At 58.6% G+C, this 17,407-nt stretch carries 17 protein-coding genes; 14 read left to right on the top strand and 3 right to left on the bottom strand.

Going from position 1 to position 17,407, the window contains the following annotated elements:
- Positions 1-59 precede the first annotated feature (59 nt).
- Complete coding sequence (locus C9413_RS01910; RefSeq protein WP_039843400.1) at positions 60-569, bottom strand: FxsA family protein; 510 nt, start codon at positions 567-569, stop codon at positions 60-62.
- 126 nt (positions 570-695) lie between these two features.
- On the opposite strand from C9413_RS01910, the gene C9413_RS01905 reads away from it, so the two are divergent.
- The 5 genes from C9413_RS01905 to gyrB all read left to right on the top strand — a co-directional run bounded on the left by C9413_RS01905 (position 696) and on the right by gyrB (position 6,018).
- Complete coding sequence (locus tag C9413_RS01905; RefSeq protein WP_039843401.1) at positions 696-1,397, top strand: Tim44/TimA family putative adaptor protein; 702 nt, start codon at positions 696-698, stop codon at positions 1,395-1,397.
- On the top strand, positions 1,394-2,512 hold the full coding sequence (locus C9413_RS01900; RefSeq protein ID WP_039843402.1) for a murein transglycosylase A: 1,119 nt from the start codon (positions 1,394-1,396) through the stop codon (positions 2,510-2,512). Before C9413_RS01905 ends, C9413_RS01900 begins: the two co-directional genes overlap by 4 nt.
- Positions 2,512-3,075 carry a Smr/MutS family protein gene (locus C9413_RS01895; RefSeq protein ID WP_039843403.1) on the top strand — a complete coding sequence of 188 codons (564 nt, stop codon included), beginning with the start codon at positions 2,512-2,514 and terminating at the stop codon, positions 3,073-3,075. The genes C9413_RS01900 and C9413_RS01895 overlap by 1 nt, the downstream gene beginning before the upstream one ends.
- Entirely contained in the window at positions 3,072-3,449 is a 378-nt protein-coding gene (locus tag C9413_RS01890) for a helix-turn-helix domain-containing protein (protein ID WP_022718415.1), read from the top strand. Before C9413_RS01895 ends, C9413_RS01890 begins: the two co-directional genes overlap by 4 nt.
- Before the next feature lie 133 nt (positions 3,450-3,582).
- Positions 3,583-6,018, top strand: coding sequence for a DNA topoisomerase (ATP-hydrolyzing) subunit B (gyrB, locus tag C9413_RS01885; protein WP_039843404.1), 2,436 nt, complete (start codon positions 3,583-3,585; stop codon positions 6,016-6,018).
- A gap of 52 nt (positions 6,019-6,070) precedes the next feature.
- Here gyrB and C9413_RS01880 read toward each other — a convergent pair whose 3' ends face one another.
- Complete coding sequence (locus C9413_RS01880; protein WP_039843405.1) at positions 6,071-6,664, bottom strand: nitroreductase family protein; 594 nt, start codon at positions 6,662-6,664, stop codon at positions 6,071-6,073.
- Between the two features lie 234 nt (positions 6,665-6,898).
- On the opposite strand from C9413_RS01880, the gene C9413_RS01875 reads away from it, so the two are divergent.
- From C9413_RS01875 to C9413_RS01835, 9 genes are all read left to right on the top strand, one after another.
- Entirely contained in the window at positions 6,899-7,741 is an 843-nt protein-coding gene (locus C9413_RS01875; protein WP_039843406.1) for a fumarylacetoacetate hydrolase family protein, read from the top strand.
- 205 nt (positions 7,742-7,946) lie between these two features.
- Positions 7,947-9,218 (top strand): polyhydroxyalkanoate depolymerase, encoded by a 1,272-nt coding sequence (gene phaZ / locus C9413_RS01870; RefSeq protein ID WP_039843407.1) that lies wholly within the window; start codon positions 7,947-7,949, stop codon positions 9,216-9,218.
- Positions 9,219-9,362: 144 nt separating this feature from the next.
- On the top strand, positions 9,363-9,797 hold the full coding sequence (locus C9413_RS01865) for a DUF2852 domain-containing protein (RefSeq protein ID WP_039843408.1): 435 nt from the start codon (positions 9,363-9,365) through the stop codon (positions 9,795-9,797).
- 88 nt (positions 9,798-9,885) lie between these two features.
- On the top strand, positions 9,886-10,650 hold the full coding sequence (locus tag C9413_RS01860; protein ID WP_039846551.1) for a SprT family zinc-dependent metalloprotease: 765 nt from the start codon (positions 9,886-9,888) through the stop codon (positions 10,648-10,650).
- Between the two features lie 76 nt (positions 10,651-10,726).
- On the top strand, positions 10,727-11,395 hold the full coding sequence (locus tag C9413_RS01855) for a phosphoribosylanthranilate isomerase (protein ID WP_039843409.1): 669 nt from the start codon (positions 10,727-10,729) through the stop codon (positions 11,393-11,395).
- Between the two features lie 2 nt (positions 11,396-11,397).
- Positions 11,398-12,618: a tryptophan synthase subunit beta gene (gene trpB / locus C9413_RS01850; RefSeq protein ID WP_039843410.1), complete on the top strand. Its 1,221-nt coding sequence runs from the start codon at positions 11,398-11,400 to the stop codon at positions 12,616-12,618.
- A 3-nt stretch (positions 12,619-12,621) separates the two neighbouring features.
- Positions 12,622-13,461: a tryptophan synthase subunit alpha gene (gene trpA / locus C9413_RS01845; protein ID WP_039843411.1), complete on the top strand. Its 840-nt coding sequence runs from the start codon at positions 12,622-12,624 to the stop codon at positions 13,459-13,461.
- A gap of 39 nt (positions 13,462-13,500) precedes the next feature.
- Positions 13,501-14,403, top strand: a complete 903-nt coding sequence (gene accD, locus C9413_RS01840; protein WP_039843412.1) for an acetyl-CoA carboxylase, carboxyltransferase subunit beta — start codon at positions 13,501-13,503, stop codon at positions 14,401-14,403.
- A gap of 31 nt (positions 14,404-14,434) precedes the next feature.
- The gene (locus C9413_RS01835; protein ID WP_039843413.1) at positions 14,435-15,787 is read left to right on the top strand and encodes a folylpolyglutamate synthase/dihydrofolate synthase family protein; all 1,353 of its coding nucleotides are present in this window, start codon (positions 14,435-14,437) and stop codon (positions 15,785-15,787) included.
- 120 nt (positions 15,788-15,907) lie between these two features.
- Here C9413_RS01835 and C9413_RS01830 read toward each other — a convergent pair whose 3' ends face one another.
- Complete coding sequence (locus C9413_RS01830) at positions 15,908-17,374, bottom strand: MFS transporter (RefSeq protein WP_039843414.1); 1,467 nt, start codon at positions 17,372-17,374, stop codon at positions 15,908-15,910.
- Positions 17,375-17,407 lie beyond the last annotated feature (33 nt).

Raw genomic sequence — 17,407 nt, 5'->3', positions numbered from 1 at the left:
GGATGTTGCAGCCATCTAACATTTCGGGAAAAGGCTTACAACCCTGGGCGAATCGGTCTCTACTCCCCGAGCCGCTTGCCTGACCAGGGAGACTTGTCGTTAGGCTCGCGGCGATAATCGTCCTCGTCAAGATCAACAACTTTTGAATCCGGCTTGGATTGGTTGCTGAATCCGGACGATCGCGACGCGCTAGAGCCTCTCGCCGCCTCAACGATAACGAATCGCTTGCGGATGTAGTTCCAGGCAAGATCACGAACGGCCGGGATGAAAAGCGCGATGGCGATAATGTCCGAAATAAATCCCGGAACGATGAGAAGCAGCGACGCGATGACGAGCATGGCTGGCCGCAGAAGCTCCCGGCCAGGTATTACGCCGTTTCTCCCCTCGCTCGACATACGCTGCAGGATGCCGATCCCCTGGCGACGAAGCAGAGCCATGCCGATCACAACGCTCAGCACGACGAGACCAAGGGTTGCCAGTAGGCCGACTGCGCGCCCGACGATTACGAAGCCCGCTATCTCCGCCAGCGGCAGCAGCAGCACAAAACCTGGTAGCATTGCAAGTCGCATCGTCTCTCCAACCGGCGCTCGCCGGGCCTCAATGGCAATCGCAAGATTGCGGCTATTTGAATCATCTGTCTATGCGGACTATATGGGAGTACAAATCATAGATGTTAACGGTGGCTGCGGCACGATATGAGTTCAAACGACTTCATCACTTTGTTTTTCCTTGTGGCGGCGGTGCTGATTTTTTTCCAGCTCCGCAGTGTTCTGGGACGCCGCACGGGAAATGAGAAGCCGCCGCGCGATCTCTTTACGCCGCGCGATGCCGCCGGTCCTGAGCATTCCGATGCCGGCAAGGTCGTGACGCTTCCGCGCCGCGATACGCCTGCAGAGGAAGAAGGCCGCTTTGCAGTGGTCGACGCTTTTGCGGCCCCCGGTACGCCGCTCAATGAGCCCCTGCGTGCGCTCAGTAAAGCCGACCCAGCCTTCGCACCTAAGGAATTTTTGAACGGCGCGAAGATGGCTTACGAAATGATCGTCATGGCTTATGCCGACGGTGACAGAAAGACGTTGAAGAATCTTTTGTCCCGCGAGGTCTATGACGGTTTTGATGCGGCCATCGCAGATCGCGAGGCCAAGGGCGAGAAAGTGAAATCCACCTTTGTCGGCATCGATAAGGCGGACATCACACAGGTGGAAGTCAAAGGCAGCGAGGCACAGATTACGATCCGTATCGCCAGCCAGCTGATCTCCGCGACCTACGACAAAGCTGACAAGCTGATAGAAGGCGATGTCGAGAACGTTGCCGAAGTCAACGATATCTGGACCTTTGCCCGCGATACGCGATCGCGCGATCCCAATTGGAAACTCGTGGCGACCGAATCGGAAACATGAGTGACGATAAAGCGGGCTTCGTTCTGCAAGCTGCCGGTTTCGATGAACTCAAGGGCTGGAAGGATGATGATCCCTCCAGCCTTTTTGAAGTCATGGAAGCGTGCCGCAGCCAAGTTACCGGCACGAAACCCTACCGCACCGGATCGCTCGGCCTGAGCACCGACGATCTTTTGCCTCTGCTTAAGGCAGCCCGAAATGCGAAACCCGCATCTGCTTCGGAAGCCCGATCCTTCTTTGAGCAGAACTGTCGGCCGTTCTTTATCAAAAAACTGGACGGTGGCCGGGGTTTCGTTACCGCTTTTTACGAACCGGAAATCGCCGTTTCCGACAAGCTCGATTCTACTTATCGCTTCCCGTTCTACCGGCGACCCGATGATCTGATCGAGCTCGACAATAGCAACCGCCCCGTAGGCCTCGATTCATCCTATGCCTTTGGTCGCCTCCAGGATGGAGAGATAAGCGCCTATCCCGACCGGCAAGCGATCGACCAAGGCTTCCTCGACGGTCGAGGCCTTGAAATCGCCTGGGCGAAATCCAAGGTCGATGTCTTCTTCGTGCATGTGCAGGGCGCGGCGCGATTGCGCTACCCGGATGGACGGAAGGCGCGTATCACATATACGGCAAAGGCCGGGCATCCTTTCTCCGCCATCGGCAAGCTGTTGGTCGACCGCGGCGAAATCGACCGTGCGAACATTTCCATGCAGTCGATTCGCGCCTGGCTCGCAGCGCATCCAGAGCAGGTCGATGATGTTCTCTGGCACAATCGGTCCTATATTTTCTTCCGCGAGGCGCCGGTTGCCGCGTCTAAAGCTGGACCAGTTGCTGCAGCGAAAGTGCCGTTGGTCGCCGGACGGTCGCTTGCCGTCGACCGCCTGATACATACCTTCGGTTTTCCCTTCTTCATCCGTTCCGAAAGCCTGACCCATCTTGATAAGGGTAGGCCGTTCCAGCGTTTGATGCTTGCCTTGGACACTGGCTCCGCGATCGTCGGTCCTGCGCGTGGCGATATTTTTACGGGTTCCGGCGATGAAGCGGGCGAATTGGCGGGTACGGTGCGCAACGACGCGGACTTTGCCATCCTCATTCCGAACGCTGCGGCTGGAAGGTTCGGCTGATGACGCGAGACCGCAAGCTCAGCACGGACGAGCGAATTCTATGGGGCAAGGTTGCGCGCAGTACGCGGCCGCTCGCCGGCAAGAAGGGCGAGTTGACTGAACTCGATGCCTTTCTTGTGGAAACCGAAGCCGAGGTCGCGAATGCCGTACAGAAATCATCTGCCGACACGGAAATGCAAGCTGCAGCGCTGCCCGCGGCAGCGAAGCAGCCTTCCGGCACCCACCATCCACTGGAGCGGCCCGTCAAACGCAAGATCGCCAAAGGCCGGCTGGCACTAGAGGCGCGTATCGATCTCCACGGCCTCGTGCAAAGCCAAGCCCACGTCATGCTTCTCGATTTCCTCATCCGCGCGCACGAGCGCGGCATGCGGCATGTGCTGGTGATCACCGGCAAGGGCAGTTCGATGGGGAGCGAAGGTGCGTTGAAACGGGCTGTACCGCTCTGGTTTTCGAAGCCGGAATTCCGCTATCTGATCTCGTCTTACGAAGCGGCTGCGCACCACCACGGCGGCGAGGGCGCGCTTTATATCCGGCTCTCCCGGCGGCAGGGGGACAGGTCATGACGCCGTTCGGCGAAGCTGTTCGAAAGCTTCGGGCGCGCAAAGGCGTGTCGCAAAAGCAGATGGCAGCGGCGCTCAACGTCTCGCCTGCCTATCTCTCCGCACTCGAACATGGAAAACGCGGCTTGCCGACCTTCGACCTGCTTCAGCGGATCGCCGGCTATTTCAACATCATCTGGGATGAAGCTGAGGAACTCTTCCTGCTCGCCCGCGCATCGGACCCGCGCGTGGTGATTGATACCGCAGGTCTCCCCCCCGAATATACGGCTTTTGCCAATCGTTTGGCGGGCCGGATTCGCAACCTTGACAGTGCAGCTTTGGCCGAGCTCGCCGCTACGCTTGAAAATCTCGGCAAAGCTGACGGAAAAGCGTCATAATCCCCTGCTTTATGCCGGATTCCCAGGCTCTGCCATTGGGAATGGCGTCCAAAAACCCTATATTCCGAAATGAAAAAGGCCGGTGATTCGCAAGGCTCTCCGGGCTCCTACAACAGGGAAATTCAAAGACAGCATGACCGATATACCAGCGACGGAAAACGGCGTTAGCACCGAATATGGCGCGGATTCCATCAAGGTCCTCAAGGGACTTGATGCCGTGCGTAAGCGCCCCGGCATGTATATCGGTGACACCGACGACGGTTCCGGCCTGCATCACATGGTTTATGAGGTCGTCGACAACGCAATTGACGAGGCGCTGGCCGGCCATGCCGACATCGTCACCGTCACGCTCAACCCCGACGGCTCGGTCACCGTGACCGACAACGGCCGCGGTATTCCAACGGATATACACACCGGCGAAGGTGTTTCCGCAGCCGAAGTCATCATGACGCAGCTTCATGCCGGCGGTAAGTTCGACCAGAATTCCTACAAAGTTTCCGGCGGCTTGCATGGCGTCGGCGTCTCGGTCGTCAACGCGCTGTCGGTCTGGCTGAAACTGAAGATCCGCCGGCAGGGTAAGATTCATGAAATGAGCTTCACGCATGGCGTTGCCGATGCGCCGCTCAAGGTGACGGGTGAGGCGGGCAGCGACACAGGCACGGAAGTCAGCTTCATGCCGAGCACCGGAACCTTCACGATGACGGACTTCGATTACGGCACGCTGGAGCACCGCCTTCGCGAGCTTGCCTTCTTGAATTCCGGTGTCCGCATTTTGCTGACAGACAAGCGTCATTCGGACATCAAGCAGGAAGAAATGCGTTATGACGGCGGCCTAGAGGCCTTCGTTTCCTATCTCGATCGTGCCAAGAAACCTCTGGTCGACAAGCCTGTCTCCATTCGCGGCGAAAAGGACGGAATTACCGTCGAAGTCGCAATGTGGTGGAACGACAGCTATCATGAAAATGTGCTCTGCTTCACCAACAATATTCCACAGCGCGACGGCGGCACGCATATGGCCGGCTTCCGCGCCGCGCTGACGCGCCAAGTTGTGTCCTATGCCGATAGCTCCGGTATTACCAAGAAGGAGAAAGTCACACTCCAGGGCGAAGACTGCCGCGAGGGCCTGACGGCTGTCCTTTCGGTGAAGGTGCCGGATCCGAAGTTCTCGTCGCAGACGAAGGACAAGCTGGTTTCCTCGGAAGTCCGTCCGGTGGTCGAAAGCCTCGTCAATGAAGCGCTCAGCACATGGTTTGAAGAGCATCCGAGCGAGGCCAAGGTGCTCGTCGGCAAGGTCGTAGAGGCCGCCGCGGCCCGCGAAGCGGCTCGTAAGGCCCGCGAACTGACGCGCCGCAAAGGTGCGCTCGATATCGCCTCGCTGCCTGGCAAGCTTGCCGATTGCTCCGAGCGCGACCCTGCGAAGTCCGAAGTCTTCCTCGTCGAGGGTGACTCCGCGGGCGGCTCTGCAAAACAGGGACGTTCCCGTGAAAACCAGGCGATCCTGCCTCTGCGAGGCAAGATTCTCAATGTCGAGCGTGCCCGCTTCGACAAGATGCTCTCCAGCCAGGAAATCGGCACGTTGATTACCGCGCTCGGCACGGGGATCGGCAAAGACGAGTTCAGCGCCGACAAGCTTCGCTACCACAAGATCATCATCATGACGGATGCCGACGTCGACGGTGCCCACATCCGCACGCTTCTGCTGACATTCTTCTTCCGTCAGATGCCGGAGCTGATCGAGCGCGGCCATCTCTACATCGCCCAGCCGCCGCTCTACAAGGTTTCGCGCGGCAAGTCCGTTCAGTACGTGAAAGACGAAAAGGCGCTAGAAGATTATCTGATCGGCCAGGGCCTTGAGGATGCGGCGCTGAGGCTCGCAAGCGGCGAAGTCCGCGCCGGTCAGGATCTGCGCGAAGTTATCCTCGATGCATTGCGCCTGCGTGCGTTGCTCGAAAACCTGCATTCCCGTTACAATCGCGCTGTCGTTGAGCAGGCGGCAATCGCCGGGGCACTGAACGCCGAAGCGGTCAGCGATCGTGCCAGGGCCGAACAGCTCGCGACTGACGTCGCCAAGCGACTAGACATCATCGCCGAGGAAACCGAGCGCGGCTGGGAAGGCGGCCTGACCAGCGAAGGCGGGTTGCGGCTTGAGCGAATGGTGCGCGGCGTCAAGGAAGTCGTCGTGCTCGACATGGCGCTGATTGGATCGCAGGATGCGCGACAGATTGATCAGCTCTCGTCGCGCCTCAAAGAAATCTACCAGAGCCCACCGGCGCTTTCGCGCCGCGACGGAGATACCGAAATTTCCGGTCCGCGCGCTCTGCTCGATGCAATTTTTGCAAGCGGCCGCAAGGGACTGACGATGCAGCGCTACAAGGGCCTTGGCGAAATGAATGCCGAGCAGCTCTGGGAGACGACGCTCGACCCGAACGCCCGTTCGCTGCTACAGGTCAAGGTAAACGACGCGACGGATGCGGATGGCCTTTTCGCCCGGCTGATGGGCGACGAAGTCGAGCCGCGCCGCGAATTCATTCAGGATAACGCGCTCAGCGTTGCAAATCTCGATATCTAATTGATTTCTTGTACAAAAAGGCGCGTTCATGGCGCCTTTTTCTTTCACAGAATCAATTAGCAACGAATTTTCCGTTGAAGGCCACCTCCGCAAGCGGCATGCGCTGACTTGGCACTTCGCGTGCCTGGTTGCGCTCCGACAGAACGCTCTTGTCGCCAAGGCGGCCGATGGCTATTCCGGCCTCGACGCGATAGCCTTCCGGAATGGCGAAGGCTAGCCTGATTTCGTCATGTTTGATTCCGCCCATGCCATGGGCGTAGAAGCCGGAAAAGCGTGCCTGGAGGGCGAGATGCCCCCACGAGGCACCAGCGTCGAACGAATGCGTATAGCGCGGTTTGTTCTCCGAGAAAGCGCCACTAAAACTGCGTGAGACAACGAAGATCAGCGCGCAAGCATTTTTTGCCCATTCCTGGTTCGATTCCACGAGCAGGCTAAGATGCTTCTCGAAATGTTCCGTGCCCCTAAGGGCGTAGATGAAGCGCCAAGGCTGCTGGTTGCCGGAAGATGGCGCCCAATGAGCTGCGTCAAGGATCGTCAGCAATTGCTCTTCGGCTATGGTTTCGCCCGTGAAAGCACGTGGCGACCAGCGATCGAGAAACATCGCATCGATCGGATATTCGGATGTGCGGCTATTGGCTTCGGTCATCTTGTTTCCGGATAGTGGTTGAGGGGCTGGAGCGAATGATATTGCCCGCGAACAGAACTTTGCAAGCAAACCCGTCGCCGCAGATGCTTCTCCCTTCATTCAATCCGGCGTGCCAAATTCAGTTCCGGCGAATTTTTTAACAATGCGTACCGCTTCAGCAAAAAGCCGTAATGACACGCTTAGTCGACTGGTCCATAGGTGATGGTAGTCCGTTTTCGATGAGGAGGAGATTTTATGAAGCTGATGCGCGTTGGCGAACCAGGTCGTGAAAAACCGGCGCTACTCGATTCCGATGGCAAGATCCGCGACCTTTCGGCGCATGTTTCCGACGTCGCTGGCGAGGCGATTTCGCCGGCCGGCCTGGCAAAAATCGCAGCGCTCGACGCGAAAAGCCTTCCGGAATTGGCTCCGGGCCGCATCGGTGCCTGTGTTGCAGGCACGGGCAAATTCATCTGTATTGGCCTGAATTTCTCTGATCACGCTGCCGAAACTGGCGCAACAGTTCCGCCGGAACCGATCATTTTCATGAAGGCCACCTCCGCGATCGTCGGTCCCAACGATAACGTCGTCATCCCGCGTGGTTCCGAAAAGACTGATTGGGAGGTCGAACTCGGCGTTGTGATCGGAAAGACCGCAAAATATGTCACCGAGGCCGAAGCGCTGGACTACGTTGCCGGCTATTGCGTCTCCAATGATGTCTCGGAGCGCGCATTCCAGACGGAACGCTCCGGGCAGTGGACGAAGGGCAAATCCTGCGACACCTTTGGCCCAATTGGCCCCTGGCTCGTTACCAAGGACGAGATCGCCGATCCGCAGAATCTCGGCATGTGGCTGAAGGTCAACGGCCAGACGATGCAGAACGGCTCGTCGAGGACGATGGTCTACGGGGTCGCTTATCTGGTCTCTTATCTCAGCCAGTTCATGTCGTTGCAGCCTGGCGATGTCATTTCCACCGGTACGCCGCCGGGCGTGGGCATGGGTTTGAAACCGCCGCGTTACCTCAAGGCTGGCGATGTCGTCGAACTCGGAATCGAAGGCCTCGGCACGCAGAAGCAGACCTTTGTCGCGGATCGCTGAAGCTGTCCGATCCTTAATAAATGTGAGTGTATTATTTGCCGGGAATCACTTTTCCCGGCATTTCTTTTCGCGACACGGCTGCATTTGTTGCTATGCAACAAATAAGCCTGTTACTCTCAATTGAAGTGCCCGCAAACGATGGAAAGAAGTAGATGGTCTGCCTGACGGCGCTGTCCTTTCCGGCAAAAGAAAGGTGGCGCAACTCATGTTTTATCAGCTTTATGAATTGAACCATGCAGCGATGGCGCCGTTCCGCGCTGCCGCTGATGCGATGAGGCTTGTTTATGCCAATCCGCTTAATCCTTTTTCGCAGACGCCGTTTGGCCGCACGATCGCCGCAAGTCTCGAGATGTTCGAGCGGACGACGCGCCGCTACGGCAAGCCGGAGTTCGGATTGAAGGAAACGGTCGTCGGCGACAGCAAGGTGGCAGTGCGTGAAGAGATCGTCTGGTCGCGTGCTTTCTGCAATCTTTTGCATTTTGCGCGCAACACGCCTTCCGGCCACCGTGATCCCCGAATCTTAATCGTTGCACCGATGTCCGGTCACTATGCAACGCTGCTTCGCGGTACGGTCGAAGCGCTGCTTCCGAGCGCCGATATCTACATCACCGACTGGGTCGATGCCCGCATGGTGCCGATGACGGAGGGAACCTTCGATTTCGATGACTATGTTGATTATGTCATCGAGATGCTGCATTTTCTCGGCCCCGATACGCACGTCATTGCCGTATGTCAGCCCTCCGTGCCTGTGCTGGCCGCCGCCGCCGTCATGGAAGAGGCAAACGACCCGTTGTCACCGTCGTCAATGACACTGATGGGCGGACCGATCGATACTCGCATCAATCCGACAGCGGTCAATAAACTCGCAGAAGAGAGACCGCTGACGTGGTTTGCCGAAAACGTCATCATGAATGTGCCATGGCCACAACCAGGCTTCATGCGGCCGGTTTATCCGGGTTTCCTGCAACTCTCGGGTTTCATGTCGATGAACCTCGACCGGCACGTGGTCGCACACAAGGAGTTCTTCATGCATCTCGTGAAGAACGACGGTGAGCCTGAAAAGCACCGCGATTTCTACGACGAGTATCTTGCCGTGATGGACCTGACCGCGGAATTCTACCTGCAAACGGTCGATCAGGTGTTCATGAAGCACTCCCTGCCGAAGGGCGAGTTGATTCATCGTGGCAAGCGCGTCGATCCGGCCGCAATCCGCAATGTCGCGCTGCTGACAGTGGAAGGCGAGAACGACGACATCTCCGGTGTGGGCCAGACGAAGGCGGCGCAGACGATCTGTGTCAACATCCCCGACGACATGCGCATGCACTACCTTCAGCCCGACGTGGGCCACTACGGCGTCTTCAACGGATCACGCTTCCGCCGCGAGATCGCGCCGCGTATCGTCAACTTCGTCCGCGAGCACTCTCGTTCTGGAAAACTCAGCGTCAAGCGCGTCATCAGGGGCGGCAAATCCGCCTGAGTTAGAGGATGCTGATTTAATCTTGCCTGTTCAAGGCCTTGTCCGATTTCGCGGGCAATCGTCTTGAAGGGTTGGCCAGCGGTAACCACATCGATTTTCAGCGCTCGGTATTCTGCCGGGCGCAGAAAGCGAGGATACCGCACGATGAACCAGTCAGCATTGCTTCGCCCGGATTGGACTCCGGCTACCGTTGCGTTGATGGTGCTCGGCTTCGTGGTCTTCTGGCCTCTGGGCCTGGCCATGCTTGCCTATATCATCTTCGGCGAGCGGCTTCGCGGTTTCAAGCGCGAAGCGAACAACGCGACTGACGGCTTTTTTGCCGGCTGCCGCCGTTCGCATGGCCGCTACCGCCCGCATTTTTCGACCGGCAACGTCGCCTTTGACGATTGGCGGAAGGCCGAGCTTGACCGCCTCGAGGAAGAGCGCCGTAAGCTCGATGAAATGCGCGAGGAATTCGATACCTACATGCGCGAGCTTCGTCGCGCCAAGGATCAGGACGAATTCGACCGTTTCATGCGCGACCGAAAGAATGCAAAGCGCGATGACAATGGCCCGGTTGCCGAATTTCAGACGCCTTAACGTGTCAGTAGATGATCAACAGACCGGCATCAGCGATGCCGGTTTTTCTTTGCCCGGATTTGTTGCGAATCGTATAGAAAAAGCGCTTATGTTTCCGCTCCTTTCCAAGTCGCAACGGACTGCTGCACGAAAACCTGCCCCGCCCGAAACGCGGACGCTGGACGTCGCAGGCAGGCTGATGCCGCTCACGATCAAGCAGCATGATCGCGCAACCCGTATTACGCTGCGCATCGAGCCCGGCGGCAGAGCGCTGAAAATGACGGTTCCGAAGGGCCTTGCGCAGCGCGAGGTCAACGCCTTCCTCGACCGTCATCAGGGATGGCTGTTGACGAAACTGGCAAAGTTCTCCGTCGACAATACCCTTCACGATGGCGGCGAGATCCTTTTGCGCGGCATCAAGCACCGGATCGAACATACCGGCAGTCTGCGCGGCCTCACCGAGGCAGTCATGGTTGGCGACCGGCATGTGCTGAAGGTCAGCGGCCTACCGGAACATCTTGGCCGCCGGATCGCAACCTTTCTTAAGAAGGAGGCGCGCTCTGACCTCGTGCGGCTCGCGCACTTCCACGCACGTTCGATCAAGGCGCCGATCAAGTCGATTTCCATGAAAGACACGCGCAGCCGTTGGGGCTCATGCTCGTCGGAGGGAAATTTGAGCTTTTCCTGGCGCGTCGTCATGGCGCCGGCCTCGGTGATCGATTATCTAGCGGCCCACGAAGTGGCGCATCTCAGAGAAATGAATCACGGCCCGCATTTCTGGGCGCTTTGCCAAAAGCTCTGCCCGCATATGGAAGATGCGAAAACCTGGCTGAAACGCTACGGAAGCCAGCTTCACGCAATCGACTTTGATTGAGCGTTTAGCCGCGGGAAATTAAGCCTTAGTCGCAAATTGGCTCGACTCTTTTGCCTTTTCGTGTCACTTCGCTGCCATGAAACCCGATATCAAAATCTGCGGCCTGAAGAGCGCTGAAGCGATCGAGCGCGCGGTGTATCGCGGCGCGAACCATATCGGTTTTATCTTCTTCGAAAGAAGTCCTCGTTATATCGAGCCGGACGTTGCCGGAAAGCTTGCCGATGCTGTCCGCGGCAAAGCCAAGATCGTCGCCGTCACCGTCGATCCGACGAATGATGAACTCGATGAAATCGTAGCGCTTTTGAAGCCGGACATGATCCAACTTCACGGCAACGAGAGCCCGGAACGCGTCTTGACGATAAAGGCCGTCTACGGTCTCGCGATCATGAAGGTATTCTCTGTTCGCAGCGCCGATGATCTGAAGCGGGTTGAGGCTTATATTGGGATAGCCGACCGGTTTCTCTTCGACGCCAAGCCGCCGAAGGGGTCCGAATTGCCGGGCGGCAACGGGGTTTCCTTCGATTGGAGCCTGCTCGGCCAGCTTGACGATAGCGTGGATTACATGCTTTCCGGTGGGCTGAACAAGGACAACATCGCCGAGGCGCTGACGATCACCAAGGCGCCGGGCATCGACGTATCCTCCGGCGTCGAAAGTGCACCCGGCGTGAAGAGCGTTGCCATGATCGATGATTTTTTCGATGCGGTCGAGAAGGCTTGCGAGCCTGAAACGGTCTCAGGGAGTTGAGAGTGAACCAGACGCTAAAACCGAATTCCTTCCGTTCCGGTCCCGATGAGGATGGCCGTTTTGGCATCTATGGCGGCCGTTTCGTTGCCGAAACGCTGATGCCGCTGATCCTCGATCTACAGGAGGAATGGAACAAGGCGAAGGACGATCAGGAATTCCAGGCGGAACTGAAACATCTTGGCAGACACTACATCGGCCGTCCGAGTCCGCTTTATTTTGCTGAGCGCCTGACTGCCGAGCTTGGCGGCGCGAAGATCTATTTCAAGCGGGAAGAGCTGAACCACACGGGTTCGCACAAGATCAACAACTGCATCGGCCAGATCCTGCTTGCCAAGCGCATGGGCAAAACGCGCATCATCGCTGAAACTGGTGCGGGCCAGCATGGGGTTGCCTCTGCAACGGTCGCCGCCCGCTTTGGCCTTCCCTGCGTCGTCTATATGGGCGCGACGGATGTCGAGCGCCAGGCGCCGAACGTTTTCCGCATGAAGCTGCTTGGCGCCGAGGTGAAGCCGGTGACAGCAGGTCACGGCACGCTGAAGGATGCGATGAACGAAGCCCTGCGCGACTGGGTCACCAATGTCGATGACACCTACTATCTGATCGGCACCGCAGCCGGGCCGCATCCCTATCCGGAAATGGTTCGCGATTTCCAGGCGGTCATCGGCGCGGAAGCCAAGGAGCAGATGATGGAGGCCGAAGGACGTCTGCCGGATCTTGTCATCGCTGCGGTTGGCGGCGGTTCGAATGCAATCGGCATCTTCCATCCGTTCCTGGATGACGAAGGCGTAAAGATCGTCGGCGTCGAAGCCGGCGGCAAGGGTTTGCAAGGCGATGAGCACTGCGCTTCAATCACGGCCGGCTCGCCGGGTGTCCTTCACGGCAATCGCACGTATCTGCTCCAGGACGGTGATGGTCAGATCAAGGAGGGCCACTCGATTTCGGCCGGCCTCGATTATCCCGGCATCGGCCCCGAGCATTCCTATCTGAACGATATTGGCCGCGTCGAATACGTGCCGATCATGGATCACGAGGCGCTCGATGCCTTCCAGACGCTGACCCGCCTCGAGGGTATCATTCCGGCGCTTGAGCCGTCGCATGCGCTGGCCGAAGTCATCAAGCGCGCGCCGAGAATGGGCAAGGACGAGATCATCCTGATGAACCTCTCCGGCCGCGGCGACAAGGACATCTTCACCGTCGGCAAGATTCTGGGAATGGGTGTGTAAGTCATGACCGCACGTATGGATAAACGCTTTGCCGATCTGAAGGCTGAAGGCCGTCCGGCGCTCGTGACCTATTTCATGGGCGGCGACCCGGACTACGAGACCTCGCTCGGCATCATGAAGGCGTTGCCGGAAGCCGGTTCTGATGTCATCGAACTCGGCATGCCGTTCTCCGATCCGATGGCCGATGGCCCGGCAATCCAGATGGCTGGCCAGCGCGCGCTAAAGGGCGGACAGACGCTTAAGAAGACGCTGCAGCTGGCAGCCGATTTCCGTAAGGGTGACAACGCGACGCCGATCGTGATGATGGGCTATTACAATCCCATCTATATCTACGGGGTCGAGAAGTTCCTGGACGATGCGCTCGCATCAGGCATCGATGGCTTGATCGTCGTCGATCTTCCGCCGGAAATGGATGACGAGCTTTGCATTCCAGCAATCAGGAAGGGCATCAATTTCATCCGTCTGGCAACGCCGACGACCGATGACAAGCGCCTTCCGACGGTACTGAAGAACACGTCTGGCTTTGTCTACTACGTTTCGATGAACGGCATCACCGGTTCGGTCCTGCCTGATCCATCGCTGGTCTCCGGGGCCGTGAAGCGCATCAAGCAGCATACCAATCTGCCCGTTTGCGTCGGTTTCGGCGTCAAGACTGCCGATCACGCCAAGGTCATCGGCAGCTCCGCCGATGGCGTCGTGGTTGGTACGGCCATCGTCAATCAGGTGGCGATGAGCCTGAGCAGCGACGGAAAGGCCACAGCAGATACAGTCCAGGCCGTGGCCACCCTCGTCCGTGGTCTTTCATCCGGAACGCGTTCGGCGCGCCTTGTTGCTGCCGAATAGTGTCCCCACATTGGCTGTAGTCAATCAGGAGTTTTCGACTTGAACTGGATCACCAACTACGTTCGCCCGCGCATCAATTCCATGCTGGGCCGTCGTGAAGTGCCGGAGAACCTCTGGATCAAGTGCCCGGAAACGGGCGAGATGGTCTTCCACAAGGATTTGGAAGACAACAAGTGGGTCATTCCGGCCTCGGGCTATCACATGAAGATGCCGGCAAAGGCGCGCCTTGCCGACCTTTTCGACAACGGTGAATACGAGTCGCTGCCGCAGCCGAAGGTCGCGCAGGATCCGCTGAAATTCCGTGATTCCAAGAAATACACGGATCGCCTGAAAGACAGCCGCCTCAAGACAGAACAGGAAGACACGATCCTCGCTGGCGTTGGCAAGGTTCGCGGGCTGAAACTCGTCGCCGTCGTGCACGAGTTCAACTTCATGGGAGGTTCGCTCGGTATTGCTGCCGGTGAGGCGATCGTCAGAGCCTTCGAGCGTGCGATTTCCGAAAAGTGCCCGCTCGTCATGTTCCCGGCTTCCGGCGGCGCGCGCATGCAGGAAGGCATCCTTTCGCTGATGCAACTGCCGCGCACCACCGTTGCCGTTGATATGCTCAAGGAAGCTGGCCAGCCCTATGTCGTCGTTCTCACTAACCCGACCACGGGCGGCGTAACGGCTTCCTACGCTATGCTGGGTGATCTGCATTTGGCAGAGCCGGGCGCTGAAATCTGCTTCGCCGGCAAGCGCGTCATCGAGCAGACGATCCGCGAGAAGCTGCCGGAAGGTTTCCAGACCTCGGAATACCTTCTCGAGCACGGCATGGTCGACATGGTCGTCAAACGGCACGATATTCCGGAAACGCTTGCGCGGGTCCTGAGCATCCTGACCCGCAAGCCCGCCAACTCGCTTGCGGTGAATGGCGGCACGATCGCAATCGCAGCGAGCGCCTGATTGATACAAACCTGCTTGGGCGGGGTGCTGAATGATACCCAGGGGCCAGACCGCAGTGAGTGAAGCAGCGCAGGAGATCGACAAACTCATGGGATTGCATCCCAAGGGTTTCGATCTTTCGCTCGATCGCATCACCCGCCTTCTCGAAGTACTCGGCAATCCGCAGAACCGGCTGCCGCGGGTCATTCATGTCGCCGGAACAAATGGCAAGGGTTCGGTTACAGCCTTTTGCCGCGCATTGCTGGAAGCCGGTGGCTACGGCGTCCATGTCCATACCTCGCCACATCTGGTCAACTGGCATGAACGCTACCGGATCGGTCTTAAGGGCGGCCGGGGTAAGTTTGTCGACGATTCGGTTTTTGCAGAAGCGCTTCGGCGCGTTGCTGAAGCGAATGCCGGCCAGAAAATCACGGTCTTTGAAATCTTGACGGCGGTGACTTTTCTTCTCTTTTCCGAGCACCCGGCCGATGCGGCAATCATCGAGGTGGGTCTCGGCGGACGGTTTGATGCGACAAACGTCATCTCCGATCCGGCCGTTTCGGTTATCATGCCGATCTCGCTCGATCATCAGCCCTATCTCGGCGACCGCGTCGAACTGATCGCGGCCGAAAAGGCCGGCATCATGAAGGCCGGGCACGCCGTGGTGATCGGTCATCAGGAATATGATGCAGTCCTGGATGTCTTGATGTCGACTGCCGAGCGCTTGCATTGCCCGACCGCTGTCTTCGGCCAGGATTACATGGCGCATGAGGAATATGGCCGCCTCGTCTATCAGGACGAATTCGGTCTCGCCGATCTGCCGTTGCCGCGCCTTCCCGGCCGCCATCAATATGCCAACGCCGCAGCAGCAATCCGCGCCGTCAAGGCAGCAGGTTTTGTCGTCACCGAAGCGATGATGGAAAAGGCTATGAATTCCGTCGAATGGCCTGGTCGCCTTCAGCGGCTGACCGAGGGCCGCCTTATCGCACACGCCCCGGCCGGTGCCGAAATCTGGATCGATGGAGGCCATAATCCCGGTGCTGGCGAAGTTATCGCCGAGGCCATGGCGAATTTCGAGGAAAAGCAGCCGCGGCCGCTCTACCTCATAACCGGCATGATCAATACCAAGGACCCGGTCGGCTATTTCAGGGCCTTCGTCGGGCTTGCGGAAAAGGTCTTCTGCGTACCGATCCGTGGCAGCGAGGCGATGATCGATCCGGTGATCCTGTCAAATTCTGCCTATGATGCCGGCCTTGTTGCAGAGCCGAAGGCCACAGTCGGTGAAGCGTTGGACGCGATCAAGGAGATCCTTGATCCGCAAGCTCCGGCGCCCAGAATCCTGATCGGCGGGTCGCTCTATCTCGTCGGCGATGTTCTTGCTGACAACGAAACACCCCCGAAATGAAACCGAAATGTGGAAGCATTCTGCAGACTCAATTGTCGCAGAATGCCTATTCTTGTGACGACGTAAACCACGTCGCAAAACTATCGCTTCAATCGGGGATTTTCGCGACACCACGGATCACTATTTCGGCAGGTTTCTTGGCAGCCAGAGCCACGCAATGATTCCGACGACAAGCATGAGCAACCCTCCGACTCCGACTGCGACATGCAACCCGGTAAGGAAGGCTTCTTTGGCCTGTGCGACGGTCTCAGGGGGAAGGCCTGGCCGATCCAGGGTCTCGTTGAGCGTGCCCGCTACGCCGGGACCAAGCAGGCGGAAGCTCAGGGCGGCCAGCGATCCGAGCAGAGTGATGCCGAGCGCATTTCCCAGCTCGTTGCTGGTTTCCGCGATGGATCCGGCCGCGCCGGCCCGTTCGGGCGAAACCGCCGAGACAGCGACCTCGGCCACGAGGCTGAACGACAGTCCGTAGCCGATGCCGGCGATGAGCGTTGATGCGATGAAGGCCGCGCCACCAACCTCAGTGCTTGTAAGCAGCAGTAAGATGACGCCTGCGCCTATCAGTAGATGCGTCGCCACAAGAGCAGTCTTGCGGCCGATCCACTCCACGATGCGAGCGGTGCCTACGCATGTCGCAGTCAGCACGATGGCCCCCGGCAGCGTCAGCAGCGCCGTGGTGAAGACATCGAAGCCGAGCACCGATTGCAGATAGATCCCGGACAGGTAGCCGGCGACAGACCAGACGACGAGGGATAAAAGTCCGGTCAGGATCGCGATGGAGAAAACGCGATCTCGAAATAGGCTGAGATCGAGCAGCGGATAGTCGATGCGGGTCTGTCGGCGTAGGAACAGCACGAGGGCAAGAATGCCGATGATCCCGCCGGCGGACTGCGCCGCCGTAATACCCTCGGCTGCGGCGAACTTGAGCGACCAGGTGAACAGCAGGATGCCGGCGAACGACAGCAGGAGACTCGGCAGGTCGATCCGACCATAGGTCGTCGAGCGGACCTCGCGAAGCAGGATCGGCGCGACGATGAGGAAGGCGAGCACGACGGGGACATTAATGAGGAACACGACGCCCCACTTGAACTGCCTGAGCAACATGCCGCCGATAAGGGGACCAATGGCGAAGCCGGCTGCGAATGTCGCGGCGAAGATGCCGATGGCCCGCGCGCGCAGCCGCGGATCGGGAAACAGGGCGCTGACGATTGCCAGCCCCGACGGCAGCAATGTCGCACCGCCCAGCCCCATGAGCGCCCGTGCGGCGATCAGCATCAATGGAGATTGCGAATAGGCCGCGCCGAGCGATCCCGCACCGAATACCACCGCGCCCACCATAATGAGCTTGAGCCGCCCATAGCGGTCACCGATATTGCCGAAGACGATCAGCAGGGAGCCGACCACGAAGCCGTAGATGTCGAGAATCCAGAGCGCCTGGTCGGCTGTCGGCGTCAGGGCGGACGTGACGTGCGGCATGGTGAGGTAGAGAATCGAGCCGTCCATTGCGACGAGCAGGACCAGCGGCAGCACGGCCATGAGGCCGAGCCATGCCTTTCTGTTCACGGAGCTTGGAAGTGCCATATCGGTCATTGGGTAAATTCCTTCTGCGAACGGCGCGCGCAG

The sequence above is a fragment of the Rhizobium sp. SEMIA 4085 genome, assembly GCF_013004495.1.
In the GTDB taxonomy this organism is placed as follows: Bacteria; Pseudomonadota; Alphaproteobacteria; order Rhizobiales; family Rhizobiaceae; genus Rhizobium; species Rhizobium gallicum.
Note: the sequence above shows the minus strand (reverse complement) of the source record. Positions and strands in the feature narration are given on the sequence as shown.